Genomic DNA, 21,501 nt, shown 5'->3' with positions numbered 1-21,501 from the left:
CAGTCAAGGGGTTTGCGCTATGGTCCGCGCCGCTAGCTATACGTTAGGCATCGGCATTTCTATCGCCGGGGAATGCTAACGTCAGCACCCTGCAACACTCTGGATCCGCCGTGTGTTGCTTTTGAACGCGAATGGTCACGCGACATTGTTTCCATTCGAAACTTTTAGGGCAGCGCGCCCGCAATAGCGGTACAGGCGCGCGCTCATCGGTGACGCTGAGGTCATGTACTGGCTGAATAGCGCCGCTCCGCACCGCTGATTGGGACGACCGACTTGACCGACGACTTTTCCGGACTTGGGCTTTCGAGCAAGGTAACCGAAGCTGTCACAGACGCTGGTTACACGAAGCCTACCGAGATCCAGGCTCAGGCAATTCCACACCTTCTGAATAAGAAGGATCTTATTGGTATCGCGCAGACGGGTACCGGGAAGACTGCCTCTTTTGTATTGCCCATGCTGACGCTGCTGGAAAACGGCCGCGCCCGCGCTCGTATGCCCCGCACACTCATTCTCGAACCGACCCGCGAACTCGCGGCGCAGGTTGCCGAGAACTTTGAGAAGTACGGCAAAAATCACCGTCTTTCGATGGCTCTGATCATCGGCGGCGTATCGTTTGAAGAGCAGAACAAGAAGCTTGATCGCGGCGTTGACGTGCTGATCGCTACTCCTGGCCGTCTGCTCGACCAATTCGATCGCGGCAAGATCCTGCTGACCGGCGTGGAAGTTCTCGTCATCGACGAAGCCGACCGCATGCTCGACATGGGCTTTATCGACGATATCGAAAAGATTTGTTCGCGCCTGCCGCCGCGTCGCCAGACCATGTTGTTCTCGGCAACGATGGACCCGCAGATCGAGCGCCTCACCAAGCGTTTCCTTAAGGACCCAGTCCACGTTCAGGTGTCGCGCACCTCTTCGACCGCCGATACGATTGATCAGAAGTTGGTCAAGGTATCCTCGCGTCCAGATCAGAAGCGCGCAGCTCTGCGCGAACAGATCAACGCGGCGGAAAACCTCACCAATGCGATCATCTTCTGCAATCGCAAGCGTGATGTGGCCACCCTCGCCCGCTCGCTTCAGCGCCACGGTTTCTCCGCTGGTTCGCTGCATGGCGATATGGACCAGAAGAGCCGCATGGAAACTCTGGATGCCTTCAAGACCAACAAGCTCACGCTCCTGGTTGCCAGTGACGTCGCGGCGCGTGGTCTCGATATTCCAGCGGTAAGCCACGTCTACAACTTTGACGTGCCTGTGCATGCCGAGGATTACGTTCACCGTATCGGCCGTACGGGTCGCGCTGGTCGCTCTGGTGTTGCCTACACATTCGTCGCCCCCGCAGACGAAAAGCACCTCGATGCGATCGTAAAGCTGATCCAAAAGCAGATCGAATGGCTCGCGCCAAGTAAGACTGCCCAGGCAATCACAACTGAAGCCGCTCCCGATGCTGCTGAAGACGCTGAAGCAAAGCCATCGCGTGGCCGTCGTGGCGGTCGCACCCGCAAGGTCGCTAAGGCTGAAAAGTCCGATGTTGTGTCACCGTCGCCTACAGAAGTAGAAACGAATACCGTGGACGAACCACTTAAGCCGCAAAGAACGCGCGCCGACAACGCACGCCGCAAGCGCAATAACGACACTGCACCAGTGGCAGCGCCGAACAATAATGGGCCATTTGGCGACGCCGGACCAATCCCAGCGTTCTTGCTGCGCCCGACGCGCATTGCCCAATAATCATTAAACGCTCCAAGATTAAGCATTGCTACATCTTGGAGCGTTACTTTCTCACATCCGCGTGAGAATATCCTTACGCACGACTCACTTAACCATGCTGGATTAGGCCAGCACACCGGGGGGCTGGTGGTAGTGTCGGATCAGGATCTAGAGCGCTCTTTTGGCTTTGCCAAAATCGCCATAAATCAATTGAAGCAGAATTGCGTACCGGCCGAACCGGCCTTTTACGAGCTGCTTTACACCTATGTCAAAGGCACCAACCAGAGCCTGAACGATCGCCTCAACGCGCTCTTCATGTCTGGCGTGCAGCTCACTCCACTCACTGCCGAACTGCTCCACAAGGAGTTTTTTGAGGTGGCGGTGTCAGAACGGGTGTCTGTTGTTTCAGACCGCGTCGCTGAGCGCATCAATGCCGTGAACGGCGCCATTCAAGGCGCGCTCGAAACTGCGCAGGATTTCAGCACCACGCTCTCCAGCGCATGGTACGACCTCGACACAGCGCGCGATGCAAGTTCCGTAAAAGAGATCACGCGGAAGCTCATTGTTGAAACTGAGCGGATGCAGGATGACAACTCCTTGCTTAGCGCGCAGCTGGCCGCATCACGCGATGCAATTGCCAATATGCAGCGTGATCTGGATGAAGTCCGCCGCGAAGCGATGCTGGACCCGCTGACCAAGCTCTATAATCGTGCGCGCTTTGACACCTGTCTAATAGACGCCATGCACGAAGCGCGCCTAGCAGGCACGCCATTGTGTCTTCTGCTCGTCGATATCGATAATTTCAAAGCCTTTAACGACAGCTATGGTCACCTCACCGGCGACCAAGTGCTGCGCCTCGTCGCAGGGCAGTTGCAGACCTCCCTCGAGGGCAAGGGCATTGCTGCCCGGTTTGGCGGTGAAGAGTTCGCGGCAATATTGCCCGAAACCGACATGCGCCTGGCGTCCCTTACCGCAGAGATCATTCGCGAAGCCATTCAGAGCAAGCAATTGCTCCGCATTTCCACGAGCGAGCGCTTGGGCAATCTCACCGCGTCTATCGGGGTTGCAAAATTCGGCCAGGCCGACAGTTTCGCCAGCCTCGTCGACCGCGCCGATGCCTGTCTGTATGCAGCTAAGCGCGCGGGGCGTAATCGCGTCATCTGTGAAGATGAGTTGCAAACCCCGCGCTCGGTTGCCTCGTCCGTCGCCTAACTCAAGCCGCCGGCGTTAGCCTAACGCCGAGGCTTTCCAGCATGTCCCAATATTCCGGATAGGTCTTGCCTGTGCAGGCGGGGTCGAGAATAACCACGTTATCGACGAGTAGGCCCGCCAGAGCAAAGCTCATGGCGATGCGATGATCGTGATAGGTCTCAATTTTTGCGCGCGAGTTGCGCCCCTTCAGCTTGGCGGGGAGTTGCGGGTCGGATGCGATGAGCAGATCGTCCCCCTCCTCCGTGGCGAGGCCCGGCATGATCCGATTAAGCTCATTGGCGACGGCCCGAATGCGGTCCGTTTCTTTGACGCGCAAATTGGCAATGCCAACAAATCGCACAGGCGTGTTGTTAAAGGCAGCGACGACGGCCATGGTCGGAACCGCGTCTTGCATCTGCGATCCGTCAATCACCGCAGGCATATTCGGGTAAGCCGCAATCATCGCTTGCGCCGAAGCGTCCGGCTGCGTGAAGGCATCGGCTGAGACACCAAGATCGATGCGACCGCCTGTTAGGGCTTCGATGCCCCAAAGATAGGTTGCGGCAGACGCATCGGGTTCGATGTGGAAATCGGTTGCGGTGTAGCCGGTTGGCTGCACAATCCAAGTGCCCTCGTCGGCCTGTTCAACGTCAGCGCCGAAAGCGCGCATAGCCGCAAGCGTGAGATCGACATAGCCGCGAGCGCCAATGTCCTTGCCCGCGAGCGCGATTTCAATTGGGCCATCGCCGAATGGCGCTGCCATAAGCAGCGCGGAAACATATTGGCTCGAGAGAGAGGCGTCGATTTCAACGCGTCCCTTCCCAAAAGTGCCATTGCCATCAACAGTCACAGGCGGGCAGCCGGTCGGGCTCGACGCGCCGATACCGAGCGCATTGAGGGCATCAACCAGAGGCTTAATTGGGCGAACGCGCATTTCCTCGTCGCCATCGACGACCACTGTGCCGTTAATCGTTGCCACTGCGGCGGTCAGAAAGCGCGTTGCGGTCCCGGCATTGCCGAGGAAGAGCGGCGCATCGGGGACGGCCAGCTTGCCTGTGCTGGTGACGAGGAAAGTAGTCGCATCCGGCTCTTCCACCGTGACGCCCATTTCGCGCAGGGCGCGGGCCATGAGCACAGTGTCCTTGCTCTTGAGCGCCCCCGTCAGGCGGCTCGTGCCATGCGCCAGCGCTGCCAACAGCAGAGCGCGATTGGTGATGGACTTGCTCCCCGGAGGCGAAACGCGACCGTTCAGAGCTTTGCCGGGCGGGGTGATGGAGTAAGCAGCTGGAAGAGTTTTTGGCATGCATTCGCTCTAGGACAAAGCCGCAACTCGCGCAATCTCGCTTCAACGCGAAAGCGTACTGGGCGTGGGGATTTTTATGCGGGGCATATCCCGATGCGGACGATGGCCCCTGCCCCCCAAAAAAACAAAAACGCCCGGATCGCTCCGGGCATTTTGAAATTTCAGACAAGTCGCCAATTATGCTTCGGCGCGGGCTTCGACTAGGGCTTTGAGGTCCGCTGGCTTGAGCGTGATGCTTTCGCCGCAACCGCAGGCACCGGTCTGGTTCGGGTTTTTGAAGGTGAAGGTCGAGCCCAGCTTGCCGGCCTCAAAATCCATCACCGTGCCGAGCAGGTACATGGTCGCCTTGGGATCAACCCAGACGTTGACGCCCTTGTCCTCGACATGGTCATCGCCCGCCACAGCTTCGCTGACATAGTCCATCGTGTAGGCAACACCCGCACAGCCGGAATTCTTGATGCCAACGCGCAGACCGATCACAGGCGTATCCGAGTCTTCGATAATCTCGGTGATACGCTCTACAGCGGCGTCTGTCAGCGACATGATCTTGAACGGCATGGATCGAAACCTTTATCGGTAATTCACGATATATAGGACGAAACGCGTCCCATTACCACCAGTTCAACGCAACCTGAGCTTCTTCGCTCATGCGGGTCGCATCCCAAGGTGGATCAAACACCATGTTGACCTTAACGTCTTGAATGCCTTCAACGCTGCGGGCAGCGTTTTCGACCCAGCCCGGCATTTCACCAGCCACGGGGCAACCGGGCGCGGTCAGAGTCATGTCGATGGTGAGATTACGATCCTCATCCAGATCAACCTTGTAGATCAGGCCAAGCTCATAAATATCGACCGGAATTTCCGGGTCGTAGACGGTTTTCAATGCGCCAATCAGGTCCGTCGTGATCCGCTCGACTTCATTCTCTGGCAGGCTGGCAGAAACACTCGGGGTGATGCGCGTGTCGGTTACGGTATCGTCGCTCATGGTCGTCTTTCTCGTGCCTAATCAGGCAAAAAATTTCGCGGCGCGCTGAATGCCGTCGACCAGCGCGTCAATATCGTCTTTGCCGTTATATAGGGCCAAAGAGGCACGGCAGGTAGAGGTCACGCCAAAACGTTTCAGCAGCGGCTGGGCACAATGGGTGCCAGCGCGAACAGCTATGCCGTAACGATCAAGGACCGTGGCGACGTCATGGGCGTGCGCACCGGCAATCTCGAACGAGAAAATGCCGCCCTTGCCTTCGGCAGTGCCGATCATGCGCAGGGAATTGATGCTCTTGAGCTTTTCGGCGGCATAGGCAGCGACGTCATGCTCATGGGCGATGATGTTTTCACGGCCAAGGTTTTGCATGTAGTCGAGGGCTGCGCCGAGGCCCATGGCCTGAACGATAGCCGGCGTGCCCGCCTCAAAGCGATGGGGCGGCTCGTTATAGGTGACGCCTTCAAGGGTTACGGTTTCGATCATTTCGCCGCCACCCTGATAGGGCTGCATCTGGGCGAGAAGATCGTATTTGCCGTAGAGGACGCCAATGCCCGTCGGGCCATAAAGCTTGTGGCCGGTCATGATGTAGAAATCGACGTCGAGGTCAGCCACGTCCACAGTGGTGTGAACGGCGCCCTGCGAGCCATCGATGAGCACAGGAATGCCGCGCGCGTGGGCGCGTTCGATCACGCCCTTAATTGGAGTGACCGTGCCCAAGACGTTGGACATGTGGGTCATGGCGACCATGCGGGTCTTGTCCGATAGCGCCGCTTCAAAGGCATCCATATCGAAAGAGCCGTCGTCCTTGACGTCGACCCACTTCAAAACCGCCCCCTGACGTTCGCGCAGGAAATGCCACGGCACGATATTGGAATGGTGCTCCATGGTGGTGATGATGATCTCATCACCTTCCCTGATGCGCGGGCCAGCAAAGGAGGAGGCGACCAGATTGATCGCTTCGGTGGCCGATTTGGTGAAGATGATTTCTTCGAGGCGTGGCGCATTGATGAAGCGCTTTACGCTTTCCCGCCCGGCTTCGTAGCCTTCCGTCGCGCGATTAGCGAGCGTGTGCAGACCACGGTGGACATTCGCGTATTCGTGGCGGAACGCATAATCCATGCGCTCAAGCACTGCATTCGGCTTTTGCGCCGATGCGCCGCTATCGAGATAGACAAGACGATGACCGTGAATTTGCTCCGACAGGATCGGAAAATCAGCACGAACGGCAGCTAGATCGAAGGTCATGTTTTGGTCCTTGTGGCGTCCCGGTCCACGAACGGAGCATTTTGGGTGGGTGAGGGGAAATTCCCCTACCCCTATTTGCGTTAAGGCCCCCTCACCCGGCGCTACGCGCCGACCTCTCCCCAAAGGGAGAGGCGAAGGGTGAGGCCCTTACTTGCCGAGAAGCCAAGTGTCGATGACGTCGTTGAGAACGCCAGCAACTGCTTCGTTTTCGATCGGGTCGACCAGTTCTGCGATAAAGCCGCGAACCATCATGGTTTCGGCTTCGGCCTTGGGAATACCGCGGCTGAGGAGATAGAAGAGGCTATCTTCATCCAGCTTGCCGCACGTCGAACCATGGCCACAGACAACGTCGTCGGCGTAGATTTCGAGTTCTGGCTTGGAGAGGATTTCCGCTTCGTCCGACAGCATCAGGCCCTGATGCATGAACTTAGCATCGGTCTTCTGCGCATCGCGCGCCACAATCAACTTGCCCTGAATGACCGACTTGGAACGGCCACGAGCAATCGACTTGAACAGCGGCTGCGAGGTGGTGTGCGCAACAGCGTGCTCAGTGATCATGGTTATGTCGGCATGCTGACCATCGGCCACGAGATTAAGCCCCGTGACGTCCGCATGCGCCTCAGCGCCTTCAAGACGCGGCAGCACCTGTGTGCGCGCCAAATTTGCACCACCATGGACCACCAGCGTGCGCAACTGCGCGCCGGCTGCAAGGTGATACTCATTGGTCGCGAAGTGCGAGGACTGCGCTGGCGAACGGTCGATCGACACGTGCACCACTTCGGCGCCTTCGCCCAGGGCGATGTAGACGGCGTGGTTGCCCAAGTGCGCAGCGTCCGAACCGGCGAAGGTTTCGACGATGGTCACCTTAGCGCCATCGGCCACGAAGACCTTCACAGCGTCCGAGACGTGTGCAGCTTTGCCAACGATGGTGTGATCAATCTGGATCACCTGCTCGTCGCCAGCGGCGATGTCGAGCGAGAGAGCGGTCTTGGTCAGGCCGTTGTTGATGTGGGTCACAACATCATCGCGGGTCGACAGAACGCCACCACGTGCTGTGCCGATCATAATGCCTGCAGGAGCGTCCGTAGACGCCTTTACAGCGCCATTGACGATCGAGATCACATAAGCGCCCTCAATCGCCACAGACGGCGCCACGGCGTCGTTTGCAGCCGCTGCGAGATCCGGTACGGCGCGCAGCAGAGTCTTCAAATCCGTGTAGTGATAGGCTTCGACGCGACGGGTCGGCAGACCCGCAGTTTCGATGCGCTCCGCAGCCTGATCAGCGCCAGCGGCCTTCAACTGCTCAATCAGCGTATGCTCGGCAGCGCCGAGACGAACTGGAAAAGTCGCCATTGTTACGCTGCCTCGCCGCCGTAGTTGGCATAGCCTTCAGCTTCGAGCTTGAGCGCGAGCGACTTGTCGCCACTTTCCACGATCTTGCCGTCCGAGAAGACGTGCACAACGTCTGGAACGATGTGGTTCAGGAGGCGCTGGTAGTGGGTGATGACGAGCATGGAACGCTTGCCGTCGCGCAGCGAGTTCACGCCGTTCGAAACAACCTGCAGCGCGTCGATGTCGAGACCCGAGTCGGTTTCGTCGAGAACGGCCAGCGATGGCTTGAGGAGCGCCATCTGCATGATTTCCGCACGCTTCTTTTCACCGCCAGAGAAACCAACGTTGAGCGGACGCTTCAGCATGGCTGAGTCAACGTTCAGCGCTGCGCCAGCTTCCTTGACGAGACGCATGAACTCTGGGGTCGAGAGTTCAGCTTCGTCACGAGCCTTACGCTGCGCGTTCATCGCCGCCTTGAGGAAGGTCATGGTCGAAACGCCAGGGATTTCGATTGGGTACTGGAAAGCCAGGAAAAGGCCAGCAGCAGCGCGTTCATCTGGCTCGAGGCCAAGGATGTCGACGCCGTTGAGCAGCACTTCACCTTCGGTGATTTCGTAGTCTTCCTTGCCTGCGAGAACGTAGGAAAGGGTCGACTTGCCCGAGCCGTTACGGCCCATGATGGCGTGAACTTCACCCTGTGGGATCACAAGGTTCACACCCTTGAGGATCTCGCGATCTTCGATGCGAGCGTGCAGGTTGCGAATTTCAAGAACGGGAGTGGTCATCTGTTTGTCTCCAAATCCGGGGTCGCCGCTAGCGCCACCCGGGTATCCAACTGTTTGCGGTTTAGCCGACGCTGCCTTCGAGGCTGATCGAGATCAGCTTCTGGGTTTCGACCATGAATTCCATTGGCAGGTGCTGAAGCACGTCACGGACGAAGCCGTTGACGATAAGCGCCACAGCTTCTTCCTCATTGAGGCCGCGCTGCATGCAGTAGAACATCTGGTCGTCGGAGATCTTCGAGGTGGTCGCTTCGTGCTCGAACACCGCAGTGCCGTTACGGCTCTCGATGTAAGGAACAGTGTGCGCGCCACACTTGTCGCCGATCAGCAGCGAGTCACACTGGGTGAAGTTACGAGCGTTCTTGGCCTTAGCGTGGGCAGAAACCTGACCGCGATAAGTGTTGTCCGAGAAGCCTGCTGCAATACCCTTGGAGATGATGCGGCTGGACGTGTTCTTGCCCAGATGGATCATCTTGGTGCCGCTATCGACCTGCTGGTAGCCGTTCGAAATCGCGATCGAGTAGAATTCACCGCGCGAGTTGTCGCCGCGCAGAATGCAGCTTGGGTACTTCCAAGTGATCGCCGAGCCGGTTTCAACCTGCGTCCAAGAAATCTTCGAGTGGTTGCCACGGCAATCGCCGCGCTTGGTCACGAAGTTATAGATGCCGCCCTTGCCGTCCTTGTCGCCCGGGTACCAGTTCTGGACCGTCGAGTACTTGATTTCGGCGTTTTCGAGCGCAACGAGCTCAACCACTGCAGCGTGCAGCTGGTTTTCGTCACGCATTGGAGCGGTACAGCCTTCGAGGTAGCTGACGTAGCTGTCATCATCAGCGATGATGAGGGTACGTTCGAACTGACCGGTCTTCTTCTCGTTGATACGGAAGTAAGTCGAGAGCTCCATCGGGCAACGAACACCCTTTGGAATGTAAACGAAGGAACCGTCGGTAAAGACCGCCGAGTTCAGCGTCGCGTAGTAGTTGTCCGAAACGGGAACCACCGAGCCGAGGTATTTCTTTACGAGCTCTGGGTGCTCGCGCACGGCTTCAGAGATCGAGCAGAAGATGATGCCCTGCTTGGCCAGTTCTTCGCGGAAGGTGGTGACAACGGAAACCGAGTCAAACACCGCGTCGACCGCAACGTTGGCGCCGAATGGCGTGCCAACGGATTCCGCTGCGCCTTCAACGCCAGCCAAGATCGCCTGCTCCTTGAGCGGGATACCCAGCTTGGCATAAGTCGCCAGCAGTTCCGGATCGACTTCATCAAGGCTCTTGGGGCCCTTGAAGTTCTTCGGCGCGGAGTAATAGCTGATGTCCTGGAAGTCGATCTTTGGGTAGTGCAACTTACCCCAAGCTGGTTCTTCCATGGTCTGCCAGCGGCGGAACGCTTCCAGACGCCATTCCAGCATCCATTCTGGCTCTTCCTTCTTAGCCGAGATGAAGCGAACGGTGTCTTCGTTCAGGCCGACAGCAATCGTGTCGGATTCAATGTCCGTTTCGAAGCCGTACTTGTACTTGTCGACGTCAAGCGCAAGCACCTGCTCGACGGTTTCCCGATCGATCTCTTCCTTGAGGGTCGGAATATCGAAATCCGCCATTAGGCTCTCCTTTATGTCCATCGACGGGTCAAGGCCGCCGCGAACGAACTATTCTTTCAGCGACCTAGGCCGCTGTTCCTGAACGCTTGTGGCGTGCAAGAAGTTTTTCAAAACCGGCAAGAAACGCAGTCACGTCCTCGCTTGTGGAAGTCCAGCCAAAGCTGACGCGCAGGGCACATTCGGCCAAAGCCTTAGGCACGCCCATTGCTGCTAGAACATGGCTAGCGCCGACCTTGCCTGACGAGCAGGCCGAGCCGGACGAAATTGATAGACCCATAAGGTCCAAGGACATCATCGCTGTGGCATTACCGAGACCGGGTACAGCGAAGTTGACCGTATTACCGACGCGCTGAGCAGTTTGCCCGAAGATTACGACATCTGGCGCAAGCGCCTTCAGTCCGGCCTCAAGCTGGTCGACGAGCGCCAACATGCTCTGCGCATCATATTCACTTGCGGCCGCTGCCGCGCCAAAAGCTGCGATCAGCGCCGTTGGCTCAGTACCACCACGACGCCCCTGCTCCTGACCACCACCCGGAATCAACCGCACAGTGTCGGCGTGGCCTTTGACCAACAACGCACCAATACCGACAGGTGCGCCAATCTTATGGCCGCTTATAGCAACCATATCGGGAGCCGATGCGGCAAAATCCAGATCAATCTTGCCGTAGGCCTGAACCGCATCAATAAAAAGCGTGTGACGGGTTGGTCCCACCAGAGCACTGATCCGGCCAATTGGCTGAACTACGCCCGTTTCATTGTTCACCCAATGAAACGCTGCGAAGAGCGTGATATTTTCTGCGTCCGCACGAGACAAAAACGACTGCAGTTGATCGAGATCAATGTTGCCGTCTTCTTTTAGCCCTACGGTCCACACAGGCAGGCCCGTGGCCTCAACTGCCTTGAGGACAGCAGCGTGCTCCCCCATGCTGGTGACTATGGCGCCTGCCGAAAAAACCTTTGTTCCGGCCATGATAGCCTGCGTAATGGCCTCTGTGGCGGAACTTGTGAAGACGACTTGACGGCGCTCTGCACCGGCCCGCGCAGCCACTTGTTGACGACCAGTCTCCATCACATCGCGCAGCGCGCGACCATGGGTGTGGACCGATGAGGCATTGCCGGTGAGCGCAAGCGCAGACAACAAAGCGTCACGCGCTTCGGGACGAAGCGGCGCAGCTGCATTGTGATCAAGATAGACCGAAGGTCTCGTCATTACGCTTACCGGACACAGTGTCCGACACCTTTATATAGAGCCAAACCGCAGCATAGAACGCATATGCGGCCAAACACGTCTTGAAATTGAAGGCCCAACTTCATTACAAGGGGCGCTCAAGCGCGCCGTTCTGCGGCGCACAATCGAGTTTCGAACCATTCTAAACTGATTTTTCGACCCATGTTTTAGGGAGAGCCCCGCGCTTAGTCAAGCTGCGTGAACTCCTTTTGAAACGTCCGAAACGTCACTGTGACAGAGCCGGAAAGGCCGGATTAATCCTATGCCAGAAGTGATCTTTAACGGCCCAGAGGGCCGCTTGGAAGGCCGTTACCAGCCAGGTAAGGAGCCAAACGCTCCAATCGCCATCCTGCTTCATCCGCATCCGCAGTTCGGCGGCACGATGAACAACCAGATCATCTACAACCTGTTCTACATGTTCGTAGAGCGTGGTTTTGCGGTGCTCCGCTTCAATTCGCGCGGCGTCGGTCGGTCGCAGGGCGCATTCGACCACGGTATCGGCGAATTGAGCGATGCGGCAGCCGCTCTCGACTGGCTGCAGACCATCAACAGAGAATCACGCGGTTGCTGGATCGCCGGTTTCTCCTTTGGTGCGTGGATCGGCATGCAGTTGCTGATGCGTCGCCCAGAAGTTGAAGGCTTTATTTCGGTGTCCCCACCGGAAAACCTCTATGACTTCTCGTTCCTCGCCCCCTGCCCGTCTTCGGGTCTGATCATCCATGGTGATAAGGACCGTGTGGCCCCACCTGCTTCGGTGCAGAAGCTGGTGGACAAGCTCAAGACCCAGAAGGGCATCACCATTGAACAGCAGATCGTAGAAGGGGCTAACCACTTCTACGAAGGCAAGATCGATGAACTGACCGAACGGTGCGCCGAGTATCTCGACCGTCGTCGTCAGGAGATCGCGGACGGCGGCGGGCGCTAAACTCAGTAGCGCAAAGAGGCGATCGCCTCACCACGGTGTGCCCTGAGTGGGCACGCCGTCATCATTCCCAGACGCCAGATCATACAACTCCGCACTGGCGGCACTTGGATCGCAAAATGAGCAAGTACACTTCCGATTTCCTGCGCACCCTTGATGAGCGCGGCTTCATCCACCAGATTTCCGACGCTGAGGGCCTTGATAAGCTCTTCGCCACCGAGCAAGTCACCGCCTACATCGGCTTTGACCCAACCGCGTCGTCGCTGCACGTCGGCAGCCTGATCCAGATCATGATGCTGCACTGGCTGGAAAAGACCGGTCACCGCGCTGTTGCCCTGATGGGCGGCGGCACCGGCATGGTTGGCGACCCATCGTTCAAGGACGAAGCGCGCAAGCTGATGGGCACGGATATGATCCAGTCGAACATCGACGGGATCAAGCAGGTGTTCTCCAACTATCTCGACTTCTCTGAAAAGTCGCTGATGGTGAACAACGGCGAATGGCTGTTGCCGCTCAACTACCTCGAATTCCTCCGCGATGTTGGCCAGCATTTCTCGGTCAATCGCATGCTCAGTTTTGACTCGGTCAAGCAGCGTCTGGATCGCGAGCAGTCGCTTTCGTTCCTCGAATTCAACTACATGATCCTGCAGGCCTATGACTTTGTGGAGCTCAACCAGCGCTACAACGTCCGCTTGCAGATGGGCGGTTCGGATCAGTGGGGCAATATCATCAACGGGATCGACCTCGGTCACCGTATGGGTACGCCACAGCTTTACGCGCTGACCTCGCCTCTGCTGACGACCTCTTCGGGTCAGAAGATGGGCAAGTCGATGAACGGAGCGATCTGGCTCAACCCAGACATGCTCTCGGCCTATGATTTCTGGCAGTACTGGCGCAACACTGAGGACGCGGACGTAGAACGCTTCCTCAAGCTCTACACCACCCTGCCGCTCGACGAGATCGCAGGCATTGTTGCTGGCGACATCAACGAAGCCAAGAAGCGTCTTGCTTCCGAAGTCACCGCCATGCTGCGTGGCAAGGCTGCAGCTGACGAAGCTGCCGAAACCGCTCGCGCGACATTTGAAACCGGTAAGCTCGACCTCTCGCTGCCGACTGCTGAAGTGGCAGCGGCTGAATTGGCTGCGGGTATCGGCGTGCTCAACGCGCTCGTGAAGGCAGGCCTTGCCGCATCCAATGGCGAAGCGCGTCGACACATCACCTCTGGTGCAGTGCGCGTCAACGACGCCGTTATCAGCGACGAAAAGCTGATGCTGGGTGAAGATGCCCTGCTCGAAGAAGGCGTGATCAAGCTTTCCGTCGGCAAGAAAAAGCACGCACTGATCAAGCCGGTTTAAGTCGGTCTTTTACAACGAGTTTGAAGGGCGTCTCTCGGGGCGCCCTTTCTTTTTGGGCTCAGTTTGCTGGTGGCAGTTCGCGTGAGCGGAACTCGAAGAACTCGCGCAGGAACCCCGGTGCCAGAACGCTCAGCGGGTTGATGACAAAGTTCGGGCTATCGAGCGCGCCATTGACCGCGAAGGTGACGCCCACGAGCCCTTCGCCTTCGCGGCCACCGAGGAACTCGCCGATGATCGGCAACTGCTGGAAGACGTTATTTAACCCAAAGAGCGGGACGTATGTGCCTGTGAGATCCCACTGGCGGCGGTCGGTGTAGATAAAGCCCCGCATGGTGCCGCCGACAGTCGCGCCAGCCAAGACCGCATTGCCCACTTCAACGCGGTCGCGCTTACGCACGAAGTCAACCTGTGACGCGGTAAAGTCGAGACGGTTCTGCGTGGCAATGGCACTGCGCGAGTCCGAGTGATTGCCCAGCACCTGTACAACCTTGTCTTCATCGACGATGGCGAAGTTGCGCATGATGAGCTGCCCAACTTCCTGATCAAGCTGCCTATCGGTGGTCATCACCAAGCTACCCGAGCCTCCGGCGAGCTGGGAGTAGATGCCGAGCAATCGCAATATCGTCCCGGCGTCGTTGAAGGCCACTGTCAACGTGCGCCCGTTCGGAGCGGGATTGGTCGTGATGGAAATGGCATTGCCTTCAGAGAACTGCGCCGCCAGCGTTGCCCGGCGCAGATCGGACCCACGCAAGAGCATGTCCACATCAAGGTTGAACGCCGTCACCGCATAATAGCCAATGGCGCGATCGAGCTCGATATCCATCGAAATGGGCGCGCTCACCTGTGTCGCTTCCACGCCGCCCGAGCCTTGCTCAAGGCTGAAGAACCGCCCCAGCACAGGTTTCAGATCAAGCTGCTCGCCGCGTACGCGGACGGCAAACCCATCCTCAAGCGGCGTCAGGCGCACGCTAGCACTATCGCCCTTGCTGAGCTGGAAGGTGCCGAACTCGGCTGATTTAAGCGCTTGCTGTGCGTCAAGTTCCAGCGTCCCGGCGAGCCGCACATCGTCAAAAGCCAGCACGATGTTTTCGAGCCTTGTGCCGTGCGAGCCGAGCCGCACAATCGCGCTCAACGTGCCCGCGCGACCGATGGACTTATAAATGCCCAGATCGCGGACATTCACCCCCGCCCCTTCAAGATCGACCGTGAGGTCAATCGCGCCATCCGAGAGTGGGCTGGCGATGAAACGCAATGTCCCTTCTAGGAAGGCTGATAAATCAATGCCCAGCTTGCTAATGTCGTCTATCGAGACCGTCGAGGCCACTTGCAGCTTGGGCTCTGAGGTGGGCGTGCCTTCGACCAGAAGATCGGCCGGCATGCCATCGATATTGGCGGAGCCGTTAAACCGATAGGCGTGTTGGGTCGCCGCGATCTGTAGTTCGGCATCCCGAATAACGCGCCCTTCGACGGGACGGCTACTGCCAAAGCGGCTTAACCCGCCATTGATTACATAGTCGACCTGTTCGGGCTTATCTGGCGCCGTGATCAACGTCGTCAGCACATTGACATCAACGTCACCAGACAGGGCTTCAATGTCGAGCGGCAGTTGCAGCTGCTCCAAAATCTGCGGTCGATGCGCCTTGGCAAAAGCCACAACGGAGGGAATAGCGCCGAGCACGTCGCCGGAAAGTTCCATCACCGTTTGCTCGGGCGACGAGTTATCGAGCACAAAGCCGGGGTTGATCACTTCAATGCTGCCCACATCAGTGGCGACGCTGGCGAGGCCCCCGGAATAGGAGACCACAGCATCGTCAATAGAGATGCGAGACGTGCCGGAAATGTGGATCGGCTCCATGCTCGGCAGCGGTCGGGCGACCATGCCGGTACCGCTGACCATGACCGAAATGCTGTCCTCAGGCAGTGATGCATTGCCGCCCGGCGCGCCAATCGTGCCGACGGGGAAGTTGAATCGCATCTGCGTATCGAGAACCTGACCTGCGGAGACATTCTGCAAAACCCAATCCCGCGCCTCAGGGGCTGTGATGTAGGGCCACAGCCGCGTCATGTCCTCAACGCTGAAATCGTGCCCTGTCAGCGACAGATCAATGCCCATGCCGCTCTGCAGCATGTCGGCGCGCCCCGAGAGGGAGAGTTGCCCTTCACCCTTGGACACCGTCAGCTGATCTATGCCAACAGCGCCATAGAGCCCCGCAGACCAGCCGTAGAAATCGATGCGATCAAACGGCTGCTCCATTTTGGGCAGATCACTGGGGTTGATGAACACATTGCGCGCTGAAAGCGCGATCCCCGTAGTCGAACCGAACTGCTTATCGAGCCCCAGCGCAATGACACCGTAGACGCTGGCCGTGGTGTCACCGACCTGAATTGTACCTTCCTGCAGCACAAAGCGCCCTTCGCTAGGCTTCCAAACCACATCGAAGATTGAACTGACGATCGGATAGCTGTCAGTGCCGATCTTTAGGTCCAAGCCGGTGAGGTCGAGCTTGAATTCGCCCCCGATCAGCTCCCCTTTATCCGGCGTGAAGGTCACATCGAGCGATAGCGCCCCCGTTCCCCGCAGCGCCACCAAAGCGTCCTGTCCGTCAAGGAAAGGCAGGATGTTGGCGTAGTCGATGTTGGTCACATCGGCCTGCAAATGCCGTGTGCCGTCCTCCGCCAACTTCCGTGTCAGCGCCACATGCACTTTCCGTCCGGCGATGGTCGCGGAAATCTTGCCCTCAGTGCGCTGCGCGTTGCCGGGTACCGGCGCGATATCAACCTCAACATTCTCCAAGCGCCGGAATAGGCCGTTGACGGGGTCCAACATCGCGACCTCGCCACCCCGAATATAGAGACGCGAAAAGCGGCCTTGCGCCGTCTGCTCGACAAGGTCTGAAATCGCGGCTTCCGCCGCTTCCAGATTGAAAATCAGCCAATCGTTGTCGGAACGCATGGGCGGGGCGGAGCTTTTCTCGGTCTGCACCCCCTCAGCATCAATTTCGATGGCCGGAAACCGATCGGCGCCTTCCATCACGCTGATGGTGGGCAGGCTGTCGTCTGAAATGCCGTGAAATTCGAGTTCCACCAGACGCGGCCCGTGCAGATCCTGCACCATCTCGATATCGGGCCCAACGATGCCGATGGACGCGCCGGGCTGCCCAAACAGCGCTCGGGCGGGTGAGAACCCCACTTCAATGGCATCAACAGCGATATGGGTGCCTGATTTCCTGTCTGTCAGCCGGACCGGCGCGAACCGAATGACGGGCCAAACTCCGTTCTCCAACCCCAGTGCCATGTCGCCGATTTCGATATCGGTATCGGGGCCCATGGCGTTCTGCACAAACAAGCGCACGGCGGGTCCGGAGAATGGCAGGCTGATCGGCGTCGCCAACAGCACAAGATAAAGGATCAGGGATAGAGCGCAGGGAATACCCAGAAGCCAGACGAGACTCTTGGTCGCCTGTCGAGCCCAGGCTCGTGGCGGCGAGGATGGCGATGGTTTCGGCGCTTCTGCAGAAATGATCGCGTCACTCACTATTGTCCCGAACAGCCTTGGCGTGCCCGGAGAATCAATGCCCTAAAGGCGTTTCATTGGGAGATGATACCGGCTGCAATGTGGCCTCGACACCCTCTCAATCGCTACATCTTAGGAGTGCCTTATGACTGAATTGAAAATCGGAGACGCGGCACCAGATTTTGCCGTGGAGCGCGATGACGGCACCACCGTCTCCCTCGCCGATTTCAAAGGGCAGCCAGTGGTGGTCTACTTCTACCCAAAGGACAACACCCCCGGCTGCACCACCGAGAACAAAGACTTCTGCGTCATGTCCGATGCGTTTGCCCAGCGCGGCGCGGTGCTGCTCGGCGTTTCGCCAGACACCGTCTCAACCCACCAAAAGTTTCGCGCCAAGCACGAGTTAAATCTACCATTGGGCGCTGACCCTGAGCGCAAGATGATCGAGGCATTTGGTGTCTGGCAGCTCAAAAAACTCTATGGCAAAGAGTTTATGGGGCTCGTCAGAACGAGTTTTATTATTGATGGCAATGGAAAAATTGCACGCATCATTCGCGCCACAAAAGTCGCGGGCCACGCCGAAAAGGTTCTTGCCGAACTCGACGCGGTACTCACCCAGTAAAGCGTCACTAACATAGGTTAGTCTTTTTTAACGACAATCGTTCATCTTGAGTAAAACCCGTTTTACTTGAGGCATTTGCGTGAGCACGGCAGGAAAGCACCGAGAGTTGCGCGCACGACCCGCCCCTCGACAGGGCGTATCGTCAAAACTGTTCTACGGCATGTTTGCCGTGCTCTTTGCGACCAATGCCGCAACTGGTCTTGCGTTCTACATGTCGGGCGATCTCGCCCGCATCTTGGGCGAGCAAAACACCAGTGTCATTACTGCTTACGAGGATCGGCTGAGCCAAATGCGGGTCGAGATCGACCGCCTGCACTCTCGCGTCTACGCTCAGGCGGGCGACATCAACATGCAATTGCAGGAAGTCGTGCAGCAGCAAGATGTGCTTCTGGAGCAGCAACAGCTGGTGCGGGCACTCGTCGATAAGGCCGGGCAGATGGGCATTGCCTCGCTGCCGGTGCCAAGCCTGCCTACGCTTGACGATCCCACAGATCTGCTTGCCACCACTGACGCGCTCAATCTTATGCTCACGGAAACCGACGCGGTGATGACCTCAATCGCCGACACCGCCAGTAGCAGAACAGAGACTATCGCGAGTGAATTGAATTCATTGGGTATTTACCCCGGCCAACTCTCCTCAGAACTCTCGATTGGCGGACCGCTCCTTCCGGCGGCTTCAGGGCCTGAATCCCGCGACATGTTGATTACGGCCAATCATGTGATGTCGGCATTGCTGCGCTACAACACGGCGCGCACCAGCCTCGAACAGGCCCCGGTTCACCTGCCTCTCGCCGAAAATTCCTATCGGCAGAGTTCTGGCTTCGGCAATCGCTCCGATCCGTTCACGCGCTCACCCGCCTTCCATTCGGGGCTGGACTTTGCAGCGCCAACGGGCACCACCGTGCTCGCTGCGGGAGAGGGGCGCGTGAGTTTTGTGGGCAGCAAGTCCGGCTATGGCAAAACAGTCGAGATCGAGCATCCATCGGGCCTGTTGAGCCGCTATTCTCACCTCTCGGCCTATCTGGTCGAAATCGGCCAAGATGTCAGCACTGGGCTCCCTATCGCCAAAGTTGGCTCTACCGGTCGCTCCACCGGCCCACATTTGCATTTTGAGGTGAGGAAAGGCGACCAAGCCTTGAATCCGAAACGCTTTTTAGACGTTGGCAACCGTCTACGCGCACAATTAGGATAGAAAAAGGCCCAGTCTCCCGGGCCTTTCTCATCATCTTGATTAGTCAGAGGTCACGTCAGTCGCAACGCCCACGCGCTGCGCCAAGGCCGCTTCCATGAATTTATCGACATCGCCGTCAAGAACCACGTCCGGTTGGCCGCTTTCGACACCGGTGCGCAGATCCTTGACCATCTGATAGGGCTGCATCACGTAAGAGCGGATCTGGTGGCCCCAACCGATATCTGTCTTGCTAGCCGCCTGAGCGTTCGCCGCTTCTTCGCGCTTCTGCAATTCCTGCTCATAAAGACGCGCCTTGAGCATGTTCATAGCCGTCGCACGATTCTTGTGCTGGCTACGTTCTTGCTGACACGCCACGATGATGCCGGAGGGCACGTGGGTAATACGGATCGCAGAGTCCGTGGTGTTAACGTGCTGACCGCCCGCGCCCGATGCACGATAGGTATCGACTTTGAGGTCGCTTTCGCGAATTTCAATATCGATATTGTCGTCGACAACCGGGTAAACCCAGCAGCTCGAGAAGCTCGTATGGCGACGCGCAGCCGAGTCATAGGGGCTGATGCGGACCAGACGGTGAACGCCGGACTCCGTCTTCATCCAACCATAGGCGTTGTGGCCCTTGATCATAATCGTCGCCGATTTGATCCCAGCCTCTTCGCCATCGTGCATTTCGATGACTTCAACCTTGAACTTACGACGCTCAGCCCAGCGCGTGTACATGCGCAGCAGGATGTTCGCCCAGTCCTGGCTTTCCGTGCCGCCAGCGCCGGAGTGGATTTCCACATAGCAGTCGTTGGCGTCGACTTCACCTGACAGCAGGGTTTCGATCTGCGTCCGGCGAGCGGAAACCTTAAGCTCGAGCAGAGCGTTTTCAGCGTCACGGATAATATCCGCATCGCCTTCCATTTCGCCCATTTCGATCAGCTCGACATTGTCGCGAATGCCGGCTTCGAGTTCCTTGACACCCTTCACCGCAACATCGAGCTCATCGCGCTCGCGCATGGTGACGCGCGCCTTGGCGGGGTCGTTCCAAAAATCTGGTGATTCAGTTTGCGCTGTTAGCGCATCGAGACGGAGTTCTGCTGTATCCCAGTCAAAGATGCCTCCTCAGCAGGCTTAGGACCTGCTTGATTTCGGCGACGGTCTTTTCGATTTCCGCGCGCATGGATATTCCTTTATTACGTGCGCTCCGTTTAGCGGACACGCACCAATCGATCAACCTTGTGAGGGTGTTTCCCTCAGCGTTGCAGCTTCTTAAAACGTCGCAAAGCCGCATCCCGCTTGAGCCGCGAGACCTTATCAAGGAAGAAGATGCCGTTCATTTGATCAATTTCATGCATGGCAACGCGGGCTTCAAAGCCAGAGAGCGCCGTTTCTTGGCGCACACCGGCCACATCGTCATAGCCAATGACGCATGAGATGGTGCGCACCACCTCCACCTCAATACCCGGCAGCGACACCGAACCCTCCGTACCGAGCTCTGCCTCATCCGACGTGCTCAACACCTCTGGATTATAGAGAAGCCGATAGTCCCTGCCCTCAACCGGGCCAAAGCTCACCACAACGACCGGAGCCACATCGCCAATATGCACGGCGGCCAATCCATAGGCCCGATGCTCGGCAGCTGTGGCCTTCAACGTTTCGCCGATCGCGATCAACGCGGCGTCGACAGGGCGCGGCGCCGCGCGTTGTGCGAAACGAGGGTCTGGATAAAATAGAATTTGCGCAGGTTTGGTCATAAATCTCTGCTAATCGAAACCGTCTCGACCGCATAGCTTGAAACTTGTTTCCGACGCTGCTAGGTCGACATATGGCTGGTCCCGTAGCTCAGCAGGATAGAGCACAGGATTCCTAATCCTGGGGTCGTGGGTTCGAATCCCGCCGGGATCACCAAAGCTTCAATGACATTGTCAGTGCGCATTTCAGCCAGTTCAGGTTTGAGTGCCCCTGGCCGTATCTCCAAAGTTATGTTGGGTCTACGTTTCAGGAAGCGCTGTGATTTCAGGTCCTAGTCAGCTTTTGCGCGTGGCAAGATGGTCCCAAAGTTGCGCCACAAGCAAGAATTGGGCCCTCCTTCCAATACAACGCGAGGCATTGAGGGTGAATTTGGTCAATCACAACTGAACTGCCCCTTCAGCTTGCGTTCATCAGCTTGGGCTCACATTGCCTCCAGATAACGAGGAGGAGACCTCAAGTGACGAAAACCTTTATCGCCAAAATCGCTCTTGCTTCTACTTTACTGATCATTCCCGTAACCGCCGCCCAGGCCTATGTCATCCACAGCGTCAACGGCAAAAACTGGGTGACCTGCGACAACGGCCAGAATTGGTCGATGAATGGAGGAACGACGCCGATCACCCATGTCCAAGCCGCTCGTGGCTGCGCCAAGTTCGTCAGTACCATTGCCGCGCCACCAGCTGAACCGACTGAACCGGGACAGCGTGCCGACGAGGCAGCGAAAACAACCTCAAAGTAAAATGAGCTCGGAAACGCACGAGCCGGTCCACCACCGGCACATGCGCTTCCCCGCTTCCCTCA

18 protein-coding genes and 1 tRNA gene are annotated in these 21,501 nt (G+C 57.7%); 8 read left to right on the top strand and 11 right to left on the bottom strand.

Going from position 1 to position 21,501, the window contains the following annotated elements:
* Positions 1-273 precede the first annotated feature (273 nt).
* A complete protein-coding gene (locus tag JHL21_RS15095; RefSeq protein ID WP_200214345.1) occupies positions 274-1,725 on the top strand; it encodes a DEAD/DEAH box helicase in 1,452 nt (483 codons plus the stop codon).
* A gap of 132 nt (positions 1,726-1,857) precedes the next feature.
* Entirely contained in the window at positions 1,858-2,916 is a 1,059-nt protein-coding gene (locus JHL21_RS18070; protein WP_169194068.1) for a GGDEF domain-containing protein, read from the top strand.
* A 1-nt stretch (position 2,917) separates the two neighbouring features.
* On the opposite strand, the gene aroA is transcribed toward JHL21_RS18070, so the two are convergent.
* From aroA to JHL21_RS15050, 8 genes are all read right to left on the bottom strand, one after another.
* Complete coding sequence (gene aroA, locus JHL21_RS15085) at positions 2,918-4,198, bottom strand: 3-phosphoshikimate 1-carboxyvinyltransferase (RefSeq protein ID WP_200214343.1); 1,281 nt, start codon at positions 4,196-4,198, stop codon at positions 2,918-2,920.
* 177 nt (positions 4,199-4,375) lie between these two features.
* Complete coding sequence (locus JHL21_RS15080) at positions 4,376-4,756, bottom strand: iron-sulfur cluster assembly accessory protein (protein ID WP_169194070.1); 381 nt, start codon at positions 4,754-4,756, stop codon at positions 4,376-4,378.
* A gap of 52 nt (positions 4,757-4,808) precedes the next feature.
* Positions 4,809-5,183, bottom strand: coding sequence for an SUF system Fe-S cluster assembly protein (locus JHL21_RS15075; protein WP_169194071.1), 375 nt, complete (start codon positions 5,181-5,183; stop codon positions 4,809-4,811).
* Positions 5,184-5,204: 21 nt separating this feature from the next.
* Entirely contained in the window at positions 5,205-6,425 is a 1,221-nt protein-coding gene (locus tag JHL21_RS15070) for a cysteine desulfurase (RefSeq protein WP_200214341.1), read from the bottom strand.
* 147 nt (positions 6,426-6,572) lie between these two features.
* Positions 6,573-7,778 (bottom strand): Fe-S cluster assembly protein SufD, encoded by a 1,206-nt coding sequence (gene sufD, locus JHL21_RS15065; RefSeq protein WP_200214339.1) that lies wholly within the window; start codon positions 7,776-7,778, stop codon positions 6,573-6,575.
* A 2-nt stretch (positions 7,779-7,780) separates the two neighbouring features.
* A complete protein-coding gene (gene sufC / locus JHL21_RS15060; RefSeq protein WP_199530550.1) occupies positions 7,781-8,542 on the bottom strand; it encodes a Fe-S cluster assembly ATPase SufC in 762 nt (253 codons plus the stop codon).
* Positions 8,543-8,603: 61 nt separating this feature from the next.
* Positions 8,604-10,133, bottom strand: a complete 1,530-nt coding sequence (gene sufB, locus JHL21_RS15055) for a Fe-S cluster assembly protein SufB (protein ID WP_169194075.1) — start codon at positions 10,131-10,133, stop codon at positions 8,604-8,606.
* 64 nt (positions 10,134-10,197) lie between these two features.
* Entirely contained in the window at positions 10,198-11,343 is a 1,146-nt protein-coding gene (locus JHL21_RS15050) for a cysteine desulfurase family protein (protein WP_200214337.1), read from the bottom strand.
* Positions 11,344-11,623: 280 nt separating this feature from the next.
* Between JHL21_RS15050 and JHL21_RS15045 the strand changes: the two genes are divergently transcribed.
* A complete protein-coding gene (locus JHL21_RS15045; RefSeq protein ID WP_169194077.1) occupies positions 11,624-12,286 on the top strand; it encodes an alpha/beta hydrolase in 663 nt (220 codons plus the stop codon).
* Between the two features lie 116 nt (positions 12,287-12,402).
* Positions 12,403-13,638 (top strand): tyrosine--tRNA ligase, encoded by a 1,236-nt coding sequence (gene tyrS / locus JHL21_RS15040; RefSeq protein ID WP_200214336.1) that lies wholly within the window; start codon positions 12,403-12,405, stop codon positions 13,636-13,638.
* A 58-nt stretch (positions 13,639-13,696) separates the two neighbouring features.
* Here the strand turns inward: tyrS and JHL21_RS15035 are convergent, their stop codons facing one another.
* The gene (locus JHL21_RS15035; RefSeq protein WP_200214334.1) at positions 13,697-17,173 is read right to left on the bottom strand and encodes a hypothetical protein; all 3,477 of its coding nucleotides are present in this window, start codon (positions 17,171-17,173) and stop codon (positions 13,697-13,699) included.
* Positions 17,174-17,297: 124 nt separating this feature from the next.
* Between JHL21_RS15035 and bcp the strand changes: the two genes are divergently transcribed.
* Both bcp and JHL21_RS18065 read left to right on the top strand, forming a co-directional pair.
* Positions 17,298-17,774 (top strand): thioredoxin-dependent thiol peroxidase, encoded by a 477-nt coding sequence (bcp, locus tag JHL21_RS15030; RefSeq protein WP_200214332.1) that lies wholly within the window; start codon positions 17,298-17,300, stop codon positions 17,772-17,774.
* A gap of 79 nt (positions 17,775-17,853) precedes the next feature.
* Entirely contained in the window at positions 17,854-18,966 is a 1,113-nt protein-coding gene (locus JHL21_RS18065; RefSeq protein WP_210338920.1) for a M23 family metallopeptidase, read from the top strand.
* Positions 18,967-19,005: 39 nt separating this feature from the next.
* On the opposite strand, the gene prfB is transcribed toward JHL21_RS18065, so the two are convergent.
* A protein-coding gene (gene prfB / locus JHL21_RS15020; RefSeq protein WP_199530556.1) for a peptide chain release factor 2 occupies positions 19,006-20,128 on the bottom strand; the annotation gives its coding sequence in 2 pieces (ribosomal slippage) (positions 19,006-20,058 and positions 20,060-20,128; 1,122 coding nt in all).
* A 73-nt stretch (positions 20,129-20,201) separates the two neighbouring features.
* Positions 20,202-20,702: a peptide deformylase gene (locus JHL21_RS15015; protein WP_200214329.1), complete on the bottom strand. Its 501-nt coding sequence runs from the start codon at positions 20,700-20,702 to the stop codon at positions 20,202-20,204.
* Between the two features lie 77 nt (positions 20,703-20,779).
* On the opposite strand from JHL21_RS15015, the gene JHL21_RS15010 reads away from it, so the two are divergent.
* Positions 20,780-20,856: transfer RNA gene (locus JHL21_RS15010), tRNA-Arg, on the top strand.
* A gap of 301 nt (positions 20,857-21,157) precedes the next feature.
* Complete coding sequence (locus tag JHL21_RS15005; protein ID WP_200214328.1) at positions 21,158-21,439, top strand: hypothetical protein; 282 nt, start codon at positions 21,158-21,160, stop codon at positions 21,437-21,439.
* Positions 21,440-21,501: the final 62 nt, after the last annotated feature.

Source organism: Devosia sp. WQ 349K1, from assembly GCF_016595685.1.
In the GTDB taxonomy this organism is placed as follows: Bacteria; Pseudomonadota; Alphaproteobacteria; order Rhizobiales; family Devosiaceae; genus Devosia.
Note: the sequence above shows the minus strand (reverse complement) of the source record. Positions and strands in the feature narration are given on the sequence as shown.

Coding starts and splice junctions, on each gene's coding strand:
- JHL21_RS15075 (WP_169194071.1), bottom strand. CDS start 5,183: ATGAGCGACGATACCGTAACCGACACGCGCATCACCCCGAGTGTTTCT.
- JHL21_RS15050 (WP_200214337.1), bottom strand. CDS start 11,343: ATGACGAGACCTTCGGTCTATCTTGATCACAATGCAGCTGCGCCGCTT.
- JHL21_RS15045 (WP_169194077.1), top strand. CDS start 11,624: ATGCCAGAAGTGATCTTTAACGGCCCAGAGGGCCGCTTGGAAGGCCGT.
- JHL21_RS15070 (WP_200214341.1), bottom strand. CDS start 6,425: ATGACCTTCGATCTAGCTGCCGTTCGTGCTGATTTTCCGATCCTGTCG.
- JHL21_RS15015 (WP_200214329.1), bottom strand. CDS start 20,702: ATGACCAAACCTGCGCAAATTCTATTTTATCCAGACCCTCGTTTCGCA.
- sufD (WP_200214339.1), bottom strand. CDS start 7,778: ATGGCGACTTTTCCAGTTCGTCTCGGCGCTGCCGAGCATACGCTGATT.
- JHL21_RS15080 (WP_169194070.1), bottom strand. CDS start 4,756: ATGCCGTTCAAGATCATGTCGCTGACAGACGCCGCTGTAGAGCGTATC.
- sufC (WP_199530550.1), bottom strand. CDS start 8,542: ATGACCACTCCCGTTCTTGAAATTCGCAACCTGCACGCTCGCATCGAA.
- tyrS (WP_200214336.1), top strand. CDS start 12,403: ATGAGCAAGTACACTTCCGATTTCCTGCGCACCCTTGATGAGCGCGGC.
- aroA (WP_200214343.1), bottom strand. CDS start 4,198: ATGCCAAAAACTCTTCCAGCTGCTTACTCCATCACCCCGCCCGGCAAA.
- sufB (WP_169194075.1), bottom strand. CDS start 10,133: ATGGCGGATTTCGATATTCCGACCCTCAAGGAAGAGATCGATCGGGAA.
- bcp (WP_200214332.1), top strand. CDS start 17,298: ATGACTGAATTGAAAATCGGAGACGCGGCACCAGATTTTGCCGTGGAG.